Source organism: Massilia pinisoli (genome assembly GCF_024753285.1).
In the GTDB taxonomy this organism is placed as follows: Bacteria; Pseudomonadota; Gammaproteobacteria; order Burkholderiales; family Burkholderiaceae_D; genus Telluria; species Telluria pinisoli.
The window spans coordinates 302,579-318,983 of record NZ_JANUGW010000002.1; the positions used below are offsets into that span (position 1 = coordinate 302,579).

13 protein-coding genes are annotated in these 16,405 nt (G+C 65.7%); 10 read left to right on the forward strand and 3 right to left on the reverse strand.

Annotated elements, in window-relative coordinates:
- Positions 1-277 precede the first annotated feature (277 nt).
- Positions 278-3,601: a PAS domain S-box protein gene (locus NX784_RS03555; RefSeq protein ID WP_258815315.1), complete on the forward strand. Its 3,324-nt coding sequence runs from the start codon at positions 278-280 to the stop codon at positions 3,599-3,601.
- 164 nt (positions 3,602-3,765) lie between these two features.
- Positions 3,766-4,071 (forward strand): hypothetical protein, encoded by a 306-nt coding sequence (locus NX784_RS03560; RefSeq protein ID WP_258815316.1) that lies wholly within the window; start codon positions 3,766-3,768, stop codon positions 4,069-4,071.
- 77 nt (positions 4,072-4,148) lie between these two features.
- Here NX784_RS03560 and NX784_RS03565 read toward each other — a convergent pair whose 3' ends face one another.
- The 3 genes from NX784_RS03565 to map are packed head-to-tail and all read right to left on the reverse strand — an operon-like array spanning position 4,149 to position 8,401.
- A complete protein-coding gene (locus NX784_RS03565) occupies positions 4,149-4,895 on the reverse strand; it encodes a pseudouridine synthase (protein ID WP_258815317.1) in 747 nt (248 codons plus the stop codon).
- A 32-nt stretch (positions 4,896-4,927) separates the two neighbouring features.
- Entirely contained in the window at positions 4,928-7,519 is a 2,592-nt protein-coding gene (locus tag NX784_RS03570) for a [protein-PII] uridylyltransferase (protein WP_258815318.1), read from the reverse strand.
- A gap of 57 nt (positions 7,520-7,576) precedes the next feature.
- Positions 7,577-8,401 carry a type I methionyl aminopeptidase gene (map, locus tag NX784_RS03575; protein WP_258815319.1) on the reverse strand — a complete coding sequence of 275 codons (825 nt, stop codon included), beginning with the start codon at positions 8,399-8,401 and terminating at the stop codon, positions 7,577-7,579.
- A 304-nt stretch (positions 8,402-8,705) separates the two neighbouring features.
- On the opposite strand from map, the gene rpsB reads away from it, so the two are divergent.
- From rpsB to rseP, 8 genes are all read left to right on the forward strand, one after another.
- Positions 8,706-9,452, forward strand: coding sequence for a 30S ribosomal protein S2 (gene rpsB / locus NX784_RS03580; RefSeq protein WP_166856233.1), 747 nt, complete (start codon positions 8,706-8,708; stop codon positions 9,450-9,452).
- A gap of 144 nt (positions 9,453-9,596) precedes the next feature.
- Positions 9,597-10,505, forward strand: a complete 909-nt coding sequence (gene tsf, locus NX784_RS03585) for a translation elongation factor Ts (protein ID WP_258815320.1) — start codon at positions 9,597-9,599, stop codon at positions 10,503-10,505.
- 117 nt (positions 10,506-10,622) lie between these two features.
- Positions 10,623-11,339, forward strand: coding sequence for a UMP kinase (gene pyrH / locus NX784_RS03590; RefSeq protein WP_105375943.1), 717 nt, complete (start codon positions 10,623-10,625; stop codon positions 11,337-11,339).
- A 27-nt stretch (positions 11,340-11,366) separates the two neighbouring features.
- Positions 11,367-11,927 carry a ribosome recycling factor gene (frr, locus tag NX784_RS03595; RefSeq protein WP_258815321.1) on the forward strand — a complete coding sequence of 187 codons (561 nt, stop codon included), beginning with the start codon at positions 11,367-11,369 and terminating at the stop codon, positions 11,925-11,927.
- A gap of 161 nt (positions 11,928-12,088) precedes the next feature.
- Entirely contained in the window at positions 12,089-12,841 is a 753-nt protein-coding gene (uppS, locus tag NX784_RS03600; RefSeq protein WP_258815322.1) for a polyprenyl diphosphate synthase, read from the forward strand.
- Positions 12,842-12,854: 13 nt separating this feature from the next.
- Positions 12,855-13,682 (forward strand): phosphatidate cytidylyltransferase, encoded by an 828-nt coding sequence (locus NX784_RS03605; RefSeq protein ID WP_258815323.1) that lies wholly within the window; start codon positions 12,855-12,857, stop codon positions 13,680-13,682.
- Between the two features lie 95 nt (positions 13,683-13,777).
- Positions 13,778-14,947, forward strand: a complete 1,170-nt coding sequence (gene ispC / locus NX784_RS03610) for a 1-deoxy-D-xylulose-5-phosphate reductoisomerase (protein ID WP_258815324.1) — start codon at positions 13,778-13,780, stop codon at positions 14,945-14,947.
- 34 nt (positions 14,948-14,981) lie between these two features.
- Entirely contained in the window at positions 14,982-16,328 is a 1,347-nt protein-coding gene (gene rseP, locus NX784_RS03615) for an RIP metalloprotease RseP (protein ID WP_258815325.1), read from the forward strand.
- The last annotated feature ends 77 nt before the right edge of the window (positions 16,329-16,405 follow it).

The window sequence follows — 16,405 nt, forward strand, 5'->3', positions numbered from 1 at the left end:
GAGGCGCGCACGCTGCCTTCGGGTATCTTCTTTTCATTACGGTCGCCATGTGAGCACGGCCGTTGGCTGTTATCGCTATCGTTTTTGTACCGTGAAATGGAACGGCGGCCATGTAAATAGCGCCATTTGACGGTCTCGCCACATTTTCGATCGCCGCTGACTCGGATTGCTTCAAATTTTGTTAAACATGGCGAGCACGATTGAAATTCGATTGGCACTGATCGAATTGTCAAGTAATCTGAAGTTCCAGGGTGGTGGCAACCAATAATCGACAATCATGGCCGACTCGACACCCGACGCATCGCTCGGGGTCCGCGACAACGACGTCGTGGAAGCGATGCTGCGTGAGCGTCCCAACCACCTGTCGGCGCACGACGGGGCCGAGGAGGCGGGAAAGCTCGCGGCGCTTGCGCAGGCGATGGGCGACGCGCCTGAGCACGCGATGCAGCGCCTGGCCGATGCCGTGCTGGCCTTGTGCGGTGCCGATGCCGTCGTCGTTGCCGTGCGCGACGGCGACTGGAATGCGGCGCCGGACGGCGGCGAGACGGTGCGCTGGTGCGCCCTGTCCGGCGCGCTTGCAGGGCACCAGGCCGGCCGCTGGTCGATCGAGGAGTGCGCGTGCGGCAGCGCCATCCAGGCCGACGGCGCCGTCCTGTTCGAACACCCGGCCGACCATTTCGCGTCGCTGCGTTCCACCGGACTGTCTCCCCGTGAATTCCTCGGCGTGCCGTGGCGCATCCGCGGTGGCATCGCCGGTGCGGTCGGGATGGTGCTGGGCGACGGCGAGGCCCGTTTCGACGCCGACGACCTGCGCCTGCTGCGCGCTGGCGCCGCGTTCGCCGCGGCCGCCCACCAGGCCGGCGGCGGCCGCGCCGGGGCGGACGGCGGCGAGATCGAACGCAAGGTCGAGGAGCGCCTGCGTCCCGTCCTCGAAAGCAAGGAACACCTGGAACGCGAGGTGGAGGAGAGCCGCGCGGCCGAGCGCGCGCTGCGCGAACACAAGGCCCTCATCGACGCGACCCTCAGCATCGGCACGGTCGGCGTGCTGTATTTCGACATCGACGGCACGGTGCGCGACGTCAACCCGGCGTTCGAGCGGATGACGGGCTATACACGCGACGAGCTGCGCACGATGCCGAACTGGCGCGACATGACGCCGCCCGAATTCTGGGACGTGTCGGCGCGGGCCCTGCGCGACCTCATCGACCACGGCGTCACGGCGCCGTACACGAAGCAGATGCGGCGCAAGGACGGCAGCCGCTGGTGGGGCCTGTTCGCGCCCGCGCGCATCTGGGGCGAGGGCGCGAACGCGCGCTGCGTGCTGTTCGTCATCGATGTCACGGAAAACAAGGAGACGGAGGCACGCCTTGCCGAAAGCGAGGAGCGGTTCCGCGCGATGGTCGAAGGCTTTGCGCAGACCGTGTGGGAAACGGACGCGCACGGGCGCGTCGTCAATGGCTCGCCCAGCTGGACCGTGTACACGGGCCAGACGGAAGCCGCCTCGCTGGGCGTGGGCTGGATCGAGGCCGTGCACCCGGACGACCGCGCCTATGTGTTGCGCGAATGGCGCGCGGCCGTCGGCACGCGCCGCGTGCTCAATGCCGAGTTCCGCGTGCAGTCCGCCGCGGGCGGCTGGCGCTGGACCAATGCACGCGCCGCCCCGCTGTTCAACCGCGACGGCAGCGTGCGCAAATGGGTCGGCATGCACATCGACGTCGACGAGCGCCGCCGCACGCAGGCCGCGCTGGCGGAGAGCGAGCGGCGTTACCGCATGCTGTTCGAGGCGATGGACGAAGGCTTCCTGCTCGCGACGGTGCGCTTCGACGACGCCGGCCGTGCCGTCGGCCTCGACTATGCGGAGGCGAACCCGGCCGCCGTGCGCATGGCCAACATTGCTTATGCGGGCCCCGGCCAGCTGCGCATGCGCCCCGAGCACGAGCCGTGTTGGCTCGACGCGTGCGCCCAGGTCGTGCGCACGGGTGTGTCCAGCCGCTCGCAATGCTTCTCGCCGCCGCTGTCGAGCTGGTACGACTTCTTCGTCTACCCGGTGGGCGGGCGCCAGGTGCCGCGGGTGGCGATCCTGTTCCACGACATCACGGTGCGCAAGCGCGCCGAGGATGCGCTGCGCGAGAGCGAAGGGCGGTTCCGCGCGCTGGCCGACGCGTCGCCCGCCCTCGTGTACCAGTTCGACGTCGACGGCAATGTCATCTATCTGAACCAGCGTTGCGTGACGGACGAAGCCCCTGCGGGCCCGGGCACCACCGGCTGGACGGACATCGCGCGGCCCGACGACATGGATGCCTACCTGCGCGACGTGTACGGCGGCATCCGCAAGAACGGCACCTTCACCCAGCGCGTGCACACGATGGTGAAGGACGGCAGCTGGCACTGGTTCGAATCACATGCCTCGCCGTGGTACTCGGGCGAAGGCGAACACCGTGGCTACGTCGGCATCTCGCTCGACATCACGGGGGCCGTACAGGCCGAGGAGGCCCTAAAGGAGGCCGATCGTCGCAAGGACGAGTTCCTTGCGACGCTGGCCCACGAACTGCGCAACCCCCTCGCTCCGATCAGCAACGCCGTGCAGCTGATGCGTCGTCCGGATGGGCGGCGCCAGGCCGACCGCGTCGTCGAGATGGTGGGGCGCCAGGTCAAGCAGATGGCGCGCCTCGTCGACGACCTGCTCGAAGTGTCGCGCATCACGCGCGGCAAGATCGACCTGAAGCTGGAGCGCGTGCCGTTCACCGAGATCGTCCACAGCGCCGTCGAGACGGCCCAGCCGATGATCGACCGGGCCGGCCACCAGCTGGCCGTCGCGTTGCCGGAGCAGCCCCTTGTGCTGGAGGCCGACCGCGTGCGCCTGACGCAGGTGTTCTCGAACCTCCTGAACAACGCCGCGAAGTACACGGACACAGGCGGCCGCATCTGGTTCGACGTGCGCCGCGAGGACGACCAGGTCGTCGCCACCGTGCGCGACACGGGCATCGGCATCCCGGCTGACGCGCTGCCGGGCGTGTTCGACATGTTCGCCCAGGCGCACCGGTCGGCCGGGCGGGGACAGGGTGGGCTCGGCATCGGCCTGACGATGGTCCGCAGCCTCGTCGAGATGCATCACGGCACCGTGGAAGCCCGCAGTCCCGGACCGGGCCAGGGCAGCGAATTCATCGTGCGCCTGCCGCTCGCCCCCGCCATCGACGTCGACGACGACGTGCCCCAGCTGGGACAGGCGCGGCCCACCGCGCCGTTCCACGGCCAGCGCATCCTCGTCGTGGACGACAACCGCGACGCGGCCGACACGCTGGGCCTGCTGCTCGAGGCGGACGGCGCCGAGGTACGTGTCGTGTACGACGGCCGGGCCGCGTTGGCCGCGGCGGAATCGTTCCTGCCGACCAGTGTCCTGCTCGACATCGGCATGCCCGGCATGGACGGTTACGAAGTGGCGCGCCGCTTGCGCCAGGACGAACGCTTCTCCGGCGTGCGCATCGCCGCGCTGACGGGCTGGGGCCAGGACGCCGACCGGCGCCAGACGCGCAACCGCGGGTTCTCGCACCACCTCACGAAACCCGTCAGCATCGAGGACTTGCACCAGATTCTTGCCTGAGACACGAGGAGGGTTGCCGAAACAATAAGTTACAAATATGTGACATATGCCACCCGCATTTACTTCACTGTGTGCGTTAGCGAACGTCAATGTTGCAAGTTGCTGCGTAGACTGATCTCAACGTCAAACGATGTTGGGAGGCAGCGATGGCGTGGATTTCAACAATGGTCAGGTATCTGGGCGTCCTGCGCGAGCCCCAGTTACAACACCCCGAGACGATCTCGGACCTCCCACCTTTCGCGCTACGCCAGACGTTGGAAGCGTTGCTGCGCACAGGTTGGATGAAGACGTTCGAATACGATGCGGACGATGCGTGGGTCGACTACGCGCGTGTCGATTTGCGCCGCGGACGGTCGAAGCTCAGGCTCGAATGGGACCTGGACACAGGCGGCACCGTCGCGGGCCCGCGCGCCATACTGAACGAGCTGCACGTGCTCGATCCTTGGACGCAGATGCGGCATGCGCACTGAGCGGAACCGGTATTGAGCGGCGCGGACACTGAGCGGCGCGGACACTGAGCGGTGCGCGTGCGCCCACGCGGCGCCGATCAGAAGCGCTCGTCCGCGCCCAGGTAACGCCACTGTCCCGGCGGCAATTCGCCCAGCTTGACGCGGCCGATGCGGACGCGCTTGAGGCCGATGACCTTCAATCCGACCATGTCGCACATGCGGCGGATCTGGCGCTTGCGGCCTTCCTTCAAGGTGAAGCTGAGCTGGTCGTCGTTCTGCCAGCGCACCTTCGCCGGGAGCAGGGGCTTGCCGTCCATCCAAAGGCCGTGATTGAGCTTCTTGAGGTCCGCGTCCGGCAGGCGCCCTGGCTTGGTGTACTGCACGCGCACGAGGTATTCCTTCTCGATCGCCGTGTCTTCGCCGATCAGCTGCTTCGCGATGCGGCCATCCTGCGTGAGAACGAGCAGGCCGACGGAATCGATGTCCAGGCGGCCGGCCGGCACGAGCGACTTCAGCTGCGTCGGGTGGAATTGCTCCGGCGATGGATCGTCCGGCCAGCGATTCTCCGGCTTGACGAGCACGACGGCCGGCTTGTAGCCGTCCTCCGCCTGGCCGCTCACATAGCCGACGGGCTTGTTCAACAGGACGGTCACGCGCTTCGCCTGCTGGGCAGCGGCCTGGCGCTCGACGGTGATTTTCTGGTGCGGCAAGACTTTGCTGCCCAGCTCGGACACCACTTGGCCGTCGACGCGGACCCAGCCTTTCGCGATCCACTCGTCCGCCTCGCGGCGGGACGAGAGGCCAAGTTCGGACATGCGTTTGGACAGGCGTACGGGTTCAGTCATGGTCAATCGAAAAACGAATAAATCAATTTAAATCAAATCTTGACGGCGTCCAGCAGCTCGGTCTCCAGCTGCACCTGCACGCGCTGGTTGTTCAGCGCCTGCCCGTCGATGAGGAACACGTCCTCGACGCGCTCGCCGAGCGTCATGATCTTCGCGGTGTGGAGGTTGATGCGGTAGCGCGCCAGCACGTTCGCGATCGCGTACAACAGGCCGTTGCGGTCGTTCGCGCCGATCGACAGCACCCAGAACTGGCCCCGCTCGTCCGGGCGCATGTCCACGGTCGGCGTGATGGGGAAGGTGCGCGACATGCGCGACAGCCGGCCCCGCAGCGGCGGCGTCAGCGGTTCCTGGCGCACGAGCACTTCGCACAGCTCGTGCTCGATCAGGTTGATGATGTCGCGGTAGCTATTGGCGAAATGCTCGTCCGTGATGAGGAATGTGTCGAGCGCATAGCCGTCCTTCGTCGTGTGGATCTTGGCGTCGAGGATGGAAAAATTCTTGCGGTCGAAATAACCGCAGATGCGCGCGAACAGGTCGGGCTGGTCCTTCACGAAGATCGTCACCTGCAGGCCTTCGCCGATCGGCGCCAGGCGCGATTTCACGACGGGCTTGTCGCGCCCCAGCTTGTCGTACAGGCAGCGCGTCTGCCAGGCGATGTCGGACGCGTCGTGGCGCAGGAAATAGGCCATGTCGAGCTGCTTCCACAAGGCTTCGTGCGCATCCGCCGGGAGGCCGAACAGGCGCAGGGTGGCCAGCGCTTCCTGCTGGCGCGCGCGCAGTTCGCGGTCGGCGGACGGCGGCTCGCCGCCGAGCACGCGCAACGTCATCTTGTACAGGTCTTCCAGCAGCTTGGCCTTCCATGCATTCCACACCTTCGGGCTCGTGCCGCGGATGTCGGCCACGGTCAGGAGGTAGAGCGCGGTCAGGTGGCGCTCGTCGCGCACGAGGCGGGCGAACGACTGGATCACGTCGGGGTCGGACAGGTCCTGCTTCTGGGCGACGACGGACATCGTCAGGTGGTGCTCGACGAGGAACACGACGAGTTCCGTGTCCTCGTCGGACAGGCCGTGGTCGCGGCAGAATTCCAGCGCGTCCGTCTTGCCCAGTTCCGAGTGGTCGCCGCCGCGGCCCTTGGCGATGTCGTGGAAGAGGGCGGCCACGTACAGCAGCCAGCGGTCGCGGAAGTTGGCGATCAGCTGGCTGCAGAACGGGTATTCGTGCGCGTGTTCCGTCATCGTGAAGCGGCGCATGTTCCGCACGACCATCATGATGTGCTGGTCGACCGTGTACACGTGGAACAGGTCGTGTTGCATCTGGCCGATGATGCGGCGGAAGTTCGGCAGGTAGCGGCCCAGGATCCCCATGTCGTTCATGCGGCGCAGCGCGTGCACGAGGCCGGCGGGCGCCTGCAGCACGCGCACGAACAACGCGCGGTGCGCCGGGTTGGCGCGGAACGCGTCGTCGATCAGGGTGCGCGCATGCCACAGCGCGCGCATCGTGCGCGCCGTCATGCCCTTGATGTCGGGACGCTCCGTCATCAGCACGAAGATTTCCAGCACGGCCGACGGCGTGGCCTCGAACGTGTCGTCGGCGGCGATGTCGATGAAGCCGCCCACCTCGTTGAAGCGCGGGTTGATCGGCACCGGCTGCGACGGCGTGGGGAACAGGTGCGCCTCGATGTTCTGCAGCAGGATCGTGTTCAGCTGGGTGACGGTCTTCGCGGCCCAGTAATAGCGCTGCATCAGGTATTCGCTGGCGCGGCGCCCGCCCAGGCCCGTGCCCGTCGTCGTGAGGCCGAACGTTTCCGCGATCGCGGTCTGGACGTCGAACACGAGGCGGTCTTCGCGCCGGTTCGTCTGCAGGTGCAGGCGCACGCGGATGTCCTTGAACGCGTATTCCTTTTCCATGAGCTGGCGCGCTTCCTCGCGCGTGATCAGGCCGCGGATGGCGAGCTGGGTCCAGGAATTGCCGAGCCCCGCCGCCTTCGCGACCCACAAGATCACCTGCAGGTCGCGCAGGGCGCCCGGACTTTCCTTGACGTTGGGCTCCAGCGAAAATGGCGTGAATTCATACTTGGCGTGGCGCAGCCGCATCTCGGCCGTCTTGGCCTGGAAGAACGCCTGCGGGTCCATCGCGGCGTCGTAGCGGTGCTGCAGCTCGCTGAACACCGTCAGGCTCCCCGTCACGAGGCGCGCTTCCAGCAGGCTCGTCTGCACGGTGATGTCGGCGGCCGACTCCGTCATGCACTCGTCCACGGTGCGGATGCTGTGGCCGATTTCCAGGCCCAGGTCCCACAGGAGTTGCACGAAGTTTTCCAGCTTCGCCTGCACGATCGCGTCCGGCGGCGTGCCCAGCAGGATCAGGAGGTCGACGTCGGAGCAGGGGAACAGTTCGCCGCGCCCGTAGCCCCCGACGCCCACGAGGGCGGCGTTGGCGGGCAGGCCGGCCGCGTTCCACGCGTCGGTCAGCACGCCGTCGACGCTGTGGCGCAGGCCACGCAGCAGTTTCTCGGGCTTGCCGTTCGCGCGGAACTCGGCGATGACGTGCTGGCGCTCGGCCTTCAGGCGCTGCTTCAGTTGCAGCGGCTGCAGGGGCTGGGGCGGGGCGATGGTGGCGGTGGACATGGCGGCTCGATAGGGACGGCGGAACGCGGCCGGCGCACCGGCCGTACGGGTTGCGGGTCAGGCGGCGACGGCGTCTTTCGGCTGTACGATCGCGGGCGGGGGCGGCGTGCCGGCCGACGTGGTCAGCACCTCGTAGCCCGTCTCCGTCACGAGGATCATGTGTTCCCACTGGGCGGACAGGCTGCGGTCTTTCGTCTTGATGGTCCAGCCGTCCGGCATTTCGCGGATCTCGCGGCGGCCCGCGTTGATCATCGGCTCGATCGTGAAGATCATGCCGGCTTTCAGCTCCTCGCCGGTGCCGGGACGGCCGTAGTGCAATACCTGCGGCTCTTCGTGGAACACCTTGCCGATGCCGTGGCCGCAGAACTCGCGCACGACGGAATAGCCGGCGTTTTCCGCGTGCTGCTGGATCGCGTGGCCGATGTCGCCCAGGTGCGCGCCCGGTTTTACTTTGGCAATGCCCAGCCACATGCATTCGTAGGTGATGTCCGTCAGGCGGCGCGCCAGCTTCGACGGTTCGCCGATGAAGAACATGCGGCTGTTGTCGCCGTGATAACCATCCTTCGTGATCACGGTGACGTCGATGTTGACGACGTCGCCGTTCTTGAGCACCTTGTCGCCCGGAATGCCATGGCAGATCACGTCGTTGACCGAGGTGCAGACGGCTTTCGGGAACGGCGGATAGCCGGGCGGCGCATAGTTCAGCGGTGCGGGAACGGTGCCTTGCACATTGACCATGTATTCATGGCACAGACGGTCGAGTTCGCCGGTCGTGACGCCCGCCTTGACGAAGGGGGTGATGTAGTCGAGCACCTCGGCACCGAGCCGGCCCGCGATGCGCATGCCTTCGATGTCTTCCGGGGTCTTGATGGAGATGGTCATGGTGATCCGTTCTGCAATATGTTCTGTATCGGGCATTATAAGTGATTCAAGGGCAGGCCGGGCCGCCCCCCGCCGGCCGGCCGGCAAGGGGGTGCGCGGAGCGGGAACGTGCGCAAGCTTGAAATTCGTGTCAAATCCCGCTAGAATCTCGGGTTGCTCGTGTTCGTATCGGGCAAGCTCGTGAAAAGCCGTGTTTTGATGGTTTCAAACCACGGTCTCATTTTTAAATCGCGAATGCGGTCGATAAGGGTGCCCGTCAAGGGTGGACTGGCCGTCATTCAAGAACCAACCCTGGAGAATTACAATGTCTGTCACTATGCGCGAAATGCTGGAAGCCGGTGTTCACTTCGGCCACCAGACCCGTTTCTGGAACCCGAAAATGGCGCCGTTCATCTTCGGTCATCGCAACAAGATCCACATCATCAACCTGGAAAAAACCATGGCGATGTACCAGGATGCGATGAAGACCATCAAGCAGATCGCCGCCAACCGCGGCACGATCCTGCTGGTGGGTACGAAGCGCCAGGCCCGCGACATCATCGCCGCCGAAGCGCAGCGCGCCGGCGTGCCGTACGTCGACCAGCGCTGGCTGGGCGGCATGCTGACCAACTTCAAGACCATCAAGACCTCGATCAAGCGCCTGAAGGACATGGAAGCCGCCATCGAGTCGGGTGAAGTCGAGAAGATGAGCAAGAAAGAAGCGCTGATGTTCTCGCGCGAACTGGAAAAGCTGCAGAAGTCGATCGGCGGCATCAAGGACCTGCAGGGCGTGCCGGACGCGATCTTCGTCGTGGACGTCGGCTACCACAAGGGCGCCGTCACCGAAGCCGGCAAGCTGGGCATCCCGGTCATCGGCGTGGTCGACACCAACCACTCGCCGGAAGGCGTGACCCACGTCATCCCGGGTAACGACGACTCGTCGAAGGCCATCACCCTGTACGCACGCGGCGTCGCCGATGCGATCCTGGAAGGCCGTGCGAACGCGTCGAACGAAGTGGTCGAGATGGTCAAATCGGCCGACGACTTCGTCGAAGTTTCCGAGCAAGCTTAAGTTCCGGCGGGCCCTGGCCCGCTGAGCAGTAAAGGGGCGCCGAGCCTAAGATCGAGCGCCCCTTTTTGCAAGCAATTCCTGGACAGATCAACAATTTTGCAAGACGTCGCACCGACGGCTTGCTCCGACATTAGGAGAAATGACATGGCAGCGATTACTGCAGCGATGGTGGGCGAACTGCGCGCGAAGACCGACGCACCGATGATGGAATGCAAGAAGGCACTGAACGAAGCCGAAGGCGACATGGCACGTGCCGAAGAGATCCTGCGCGTCAAGCTGGGCGGCAAGGCATCGAAAGCGGCATCGCGTATCACGGCCGAAGGCGTCGTGACGGCATACGTCGCCGGTAACATCGGCGCGCTGGTGGAAATCAACAGCGAAACCGACTTCGTCGCCAAGAACGACGAGTTCATGGCCATGGCCAACCTGGCTGCCAAGCTGGTCGCCGAGAACAACCCGGCCGACGTCGCCGCCCTGGCCGCGCTGCCGGTCGACGGCAAGTCGTTCGACGACGTGCGTACGGCACTGATCGGTAAAATCGGCGAGAATATGACGGTTCGCCGCTTCCAGCGCTTCGAGACGACCGGCAAGCTGGCGTCGTACCTGCACGGCGCGCGCATCGGCGTGATCGTCGACTACGACGGCGCCGACGAGCAAGTGGGCAAGGACGTCGCCATGCACATCGCCGCGATGAAGCCGGTCTCCCTGTCGGCTGATCAAGTGCCGGCCGAGCTGATCGAGAAAGAGCGTTCGGTTGCTCAGCTGAAAGCCAAGGAAGACGCCGACAAGGCCGTCGCCGAAGGCAAGCAGCCGCAATCGGCCGAGATCGTCGCCAAGCGTATCGACGGTTCGGTGCAGAAGTACCTGAAGGAAGTGTCGCTGTTCAACCAGGCTTTCGTGAAGAACGACAAGCAGAGCGTCGAGCAGATGCTGAAGGCCGCCAACACGACCGTGAAAGCGTTCGTGATGTACGTGGTCGGCGAAGGCATCGAGAAGAAAGTCGACGACTTCGCGGCAGAGGTCGCAGCGCAGATGGCTGCTGCCAAGCAGTAATAAACAGAACGGGCCGCAAGGCCCGTTTTTGTAACCGGTTGTAAGACCGAAGGGCGGGGCAAGCCCCCGCCGGCAGTACCGAACTCGAAACATTCAATGACCACAGGAGCCCCATTCATGACAAAACCAGCCTACCAACGAGTCCTCCTCAAACTGTCTGGCGAAGCGCTGATGGGCGACGATCCGTTTGGCATCAACCGCGCCACCATCGAGCGCATGGTTGCCGACGTTGCGGAAGTGTCGAAGCTGGGTGTGGAACTGGCTGTGGTGATTGGCGGCGGCAACATCTTCCGCGGCGTGGCACCGGGCGCGCAAGGCATGGACCGCGCGACGGCCGACTACATGGGGATGCTGGCCACCGTGATGAATGCGCTCGCGCTGGCCGACGCCATGCGCCAGCAGGGCATCACCGCCCGCGTGATGTCCGCGATCGGCATCGAGCAGGTCGTGGAGCCGTACGTGCGCCCGAAGGCGCTGCAATACCTGGAAGAGGGCAAGGTCGTCGTGTTCGCTGCCGGCACCGGCAACCCGTTCTTCACCACCGACACGGCTGCCGCGCTGCGCGGCTCGGAAATCTCGGCCGAGATCGTCCTGAAGGCGACCAAGGTCGATGGCGTATATACTGCCGACCCGAAGAAGGACCCGCACGCGACCCGCTACGAACAGATCACGTTCGACGAAGCGATCGCCAAGCACCTGCAGGTGATGGACGCCACGGCGTTCGCCCTGTGCCGCGACCAGAAGCTGCCGATCAAGGTGTTCTCGATCGTCAAGCCGGGTGCGCTCAAGCGCGTGATCATGGGCGAGGACGAGGGTACACTCGTACACGTTTAATCAATTTTAGAAAGACAGGAGAGCAGCATGTCCGTCGCTGACGTTAAAAAAAGTGCCCAGGACAAGATGGCGAAATCCATCGAGACCCTGAGAAGCAATCTGGCCAAGGTTCGCACCGGCCGCGCCCACACCGGCATCCTGGACCACGTGATGGTCGACTACTACGGCTCGCCGACCGCGCTGCCGATGGTCGCGAACCTGACGCTGATCGACGCCCGCACCATCGGCGTCCAGCCGTATGAAAAGAAAATGCTGAACGTCATCGAAAAGGCAATCCGCGAATCGGACCTGGGCCTGAATCCGTCGACGTTCGGCGAGATGGTTCGCGTGCCGACGCCCGCGCTGACGGAAGAGCGCCGCAAGGAAATGGTCAAGCTGTGCAAGTCGGAAGCGGAAGACGCGAAGATCGCCGTCCGCAACGTGCGCCGCGACGGCAACGAACAGCTGAAGAAGCTGGTCAAGGACAAGGCGATCTCGGAAGACGACGAGCGCCGCGCCCAGGACGACATCCAGAAAATGACCGACAAGGCCGTCATCGACATCGACAAGCTCGTTGCCGAAAAAGAAAAAGAAGTGATGACCGTTTAAGCCGATACGTATTGCGGCGCCCCCGGGTCGCGGGTATCGTTGTGGACGTCGGACCGGCAGGCTAGGCCTGACCGGTCCGTTCCACCTTTTTCAGTCGCCGTCTTTGCAGTCGTCCGCCGGACGGCGACCGTGATCCTTTGCAGTCTTTTCGCAGTCCATTTATGATTTTCAAAAGTTCGACCACCGCAGTTCCCGAAGCGCCGACGGTGCCGCGCCATATCGCCATCATCATGGACGGCAACGGCCGCTGGGCGACCAAGCGCCTGCTGCCCCGCGTGGCCGGCCACGTCAAGGGCGTGGACGCCGTGCGCAAGATCGTCGAAGCGTGCGTGGAACGTGGCGTGGAATACCTCACGCTGTTCGCGTTTTCCTCGGAAAACTGGCGCCGTCCCGCCGACGAAGTGTCCTACCTGATGGGCCTGTTCGTCACGGCGCTCGAGCGCGAAGTGTCCAAGATGCACGCGAATAACATCCGCCTGAAGGTCGTGGGCGATTTGTCGCGCTTCGCGCCGAAGCTGCAGGACATGATCGCCAACGCCGAGCGCCGCACCGCGAACAACGCGCGCCTCACCGTCACCATCTGCGCCAACTACGGCGGCCGCTGGGACATCATGCAGGCGACGGGCAAGATGGTGGCCGCGAATCCGGGCGTGACCGAGTACACCGAAGAGATGCTGGCCCCGCACCTGGCGATGGCCTATGCGCCCGAGCCCGACCTGTTCATCCGCACGGGCGGCGAAGAGCGCATCTCGAACTTCCTCCTGTGGCAGCTCGCGTATTCCGAGCTGTACTTCACCGACACCTTCTGGCCGGACTTTTCGCCCGAGTCGCTCGACACGGCGATCGCGTCCTACCAGAGCCGGGAACGCCGCTTCGGCCGCACCGGCGAACAAGTCGCCAACAAGGCTAAATAAGGCTGAACCGCTGATGCTCAGAACCCGCGTCGTTACCGCCGTCGTGCTGCTGGCAGTCCTGCTGCCGGTCCTCTACTTCAAAAACTATCTGGCGTTCGCGGTGGTGGCGACGGTGTTCTTCGGCGCCGCCATCTGGGAATGCTTCCGGCTGTTCAACCCGGATACGCACAACGCCCACGTGATCGCGCTGGTCTGGGCCGCCGTCTTCGCGATGGCCGTCATCACGGGGCACACGAACCTGTCGTTCTGGGCCGCGCTGAGCGTGGCGCTGTGGATCGCGCGGTTCGCACCGTCGCTGAAGATCGGCCTGCCGCCGCTGCACACGCCCGCGAACACGCTGCTGTCGCTCGTGTACGCGTTCGCCGTCGTCGGCTGCTTCGCGGCGATCGTGGCCCTGTATTCGCATTCGCCCCTGTTCCTGCTGTCCGTGCTCGCGATCGTATGGGTGGCCGATATCGGCGCGTACTTCTGCGGCAAGGCGTTCGGCAAGCGCAAGCTGGCGCCCTCGATCTCGCCCGGCAAATCGTGGGAAGGCGCGATCGGCGGCGGCATCGCCGTGCTCGTGCTGGCCGGCCTCTCCGTGCAGTTCGGCGGCGACGCCTTCGCGAACACGTTCGCCGCGGCCGTCCAGCATCGCTACGGCTGGCCGGCGCTCGTCGTGGTGCTCGTGCTGATGGTCGCCGCCAGCATCGTCGGCGACCTGTTCGAATCCCAGCTCAAGCGGCGCGCCGGCATGAAGGACAGCAGCAACCTGCTGCCGGGCCACGGCGGCGTGCTCGACCGGATCGACGCGCTCGTCCCCGTGCTGCCGCTCGCCGCGCTGATCGGGGCGCGGCTGTAACACACCAGGTCGTTCGGACAGGGCGGCGCCGCTGCGGCGCCTGCCGTGCCAGAATCCCTTAACGCCATGGGACGACCTTGACAATGGAACGCAACATGCAACGCATCACTATTCTGGGCGCCACCGGCTCCATCGGCGTCTCGACCCTCGACGTGCTCGCGCGTCATCCCGACAAATACCGTGTCTATGCGTTGAGCGCGCACGAACGCGTGGACGCGCTCGCCGCGCAGTGCCGCGTGTTCCGTCCGCAGCGCGCCGTCGTCGGCACGGAACAGGCGGCGGCGCGCCTGCGCGAGCTGCTGGCCGGGCTGCCGATCGACGTCGCCCACGGCGAGGCGGCATTGTGCGAGATCGCGTCCAGCCCCGACACGGACACGGTGATGGCCGCCATCGTCGGCGCCGCCGGCCTCGCGCCCGCGCTCGCGGCCGCGCGCGCGGGCAAGAAGATCCTGCTGGCGAACAAGGAAGCGCTCGTGATGTCGGGCCAGCTGTTCATGGACGCCGTCAAGGAGCACAAGGCGACACTCCTTCCCATCGATTCCGAGCACAACGCGATTTTCCAGTCGCTGCCGGGGACGTATGGACGCTCGCCCGATGCGGCCGGCGTCGCGAAGATCCTGCTGACGGCATCGGGCGGTCCGTTCCTGCAGCGCGCCGTCGAGACGCTGGAAGCCGTCACGCCGGAAGAGGCGTGCAAGCACCCGAACTGGTCGATGGGCCGCAAGATCTCCGTCGATTCCGCGACGATGATGAACAAGGGCCTCGAAGTGATCGAGGCGCACTGGCTGTTCGGCGCGCCGGCCGACCGGATCGAGGTGGTGATCCACCCGCAAAGCGTGATCCACTCGATGGTGTCGTACGTCGACGGCTCCGTGCTGGCGCAGCTCGGGAATCCGGACATGCGCACGCCGATCGCCCATGCTCTGGCGTACCCGGAACGCATCGCGTCCGGTGTGGAGCAGCTCGACCTGACGCAGTGGGCGGCGCTCGCGTTTCACAAGCCCGACTTCGACCGCTTCCCCTGCCTCGCGCTCGCGTTCGACGCGCTGCGGGCGGGCGGCACGGCGCCGGCGCTGCTGAACGCGGCGAACGAAGTGGCGGTGCAGGCATTCCTCGAGCGCCGCATCGGCTTCCGCGACATCGACCGCGTCGTGCGCCGCGTGATGGACGAGAATCCGCATGGCGCGGCCACCAGCATCGCGGCCGTGATGGCCCAGGACGCGCGTGCCCGCGCCGCGGCCGAACGCATCGTGCATGCGTCGTAATACGATTTCGAGCGGGCCCTGACGGGAGAAAGTCATGAACCTGATCCACACCGTGCTGGCGTTCCTGTTGGCCCTGGGACCCCTGATCATCTTCCACGAGCTGGGGCACTACGCCGTCGCGCGGCTGTGCGGCGTGAAAGTGCTGCGCTTCTCGATCGGCATGGGACGCATCGTGTGGTCGCGCCGCTTCGGCCCGGACCAGACGGAATGGGCCATCTCGGCGCTGCCCATCGGCGGCTACGTCAAGATGCTCGACGCGCGCGACCCCACGACGGCGCCGACGAATGACGCCGACCTGCCGCGCGAATTCACGCGCCAGAACGTGTGGAAGCGCATCGCCATCGTGGCCGCGGGCCCCATCGCCAACTTCATCCTCGCCATCGCCCTGATGGCCGCGCTGTTCATGCACGGGAAGGAAGAGCCGGGCACCCGCCTGCGGCCGATGGCGCAGGCGTCCGTCGTGTACCAGGCGGGCGTGCGCGGCGGCGACGTCGTCACCGCGGTCAACGGCCGCCCCGTGCAATCGTGGACGGAGCTGCGCTGGGAACTGGTGCGCGCCGCCATCGACAAGCATGCCGCCGAACTCACGTTGCGTGGCCCCGTGGCCGATTCGGCGCCGTACCGCGCCGTGCTGCCGGCCGACCGCATGGCCGCACTCGACGTCGACGGCGACATCCTCGGCGCGCTCGGCATGCAGATGTGGCGCCCGCGGCCGACGATCGAGAAGGTCCTGCCGGACGGCCCCGCCGCGCGCGCGGGCCTGCGCCAGGGCGACCTCGTGACGGCGATCGACGGCAAGCCCGTCGTCGACGGCATCGCGTTCATCGAGGCCGTGCGCGGCGCGGCCGGCAAGCCGCTGCAGGTCGGCGTGCTGCGCGGCGCGGACCAGGTCGTGCTGCCGGTGACCCCCGACCGCGACCCGCAATCGGGCAAGGGCATCGTGAAGGCGATGATCGCGCAGGCGCCGGAGATGGTGACCGTGCAGGCGGGCCCGCTGGACGCGGTCGCGAAGGGCGCCAAGCGCACGTGGGAGACGAGCGCACTGACCGTCAAGATGATCGCGAAGATGATCGTGGGCGAGGTCTCGCTGAAAAACGTGACGGGCCCGATCACGATCGCGGACGTGGCCGGACAGACGGCACGCTCGGGCGTCGAGCCCTTCCTCGAGTTCATCGCATTCATCTCGATCAGCCTGGGTGTAATGAATCTGTTACCAATTCCCGTTCTGGACGGTGGCCATTTGCTGTATTATTCGCTGGAAGTTTTGACCGGGCGACCCTTGCCCGCGCGGATCGGCGAGATCGCGCAGCGTGCCGGGGTGGGCCTGCTGTTCATGCTGATGGCGCTTGCCGTCTTCAACGACCTGGTGCGACTGCTCTGAACACACGGCACTCCGAAAGTACGCTGCGTCCGCGGCGGGCATCGGAGCGTCCGGCTTAGGTAACGTTGTCCAATGAC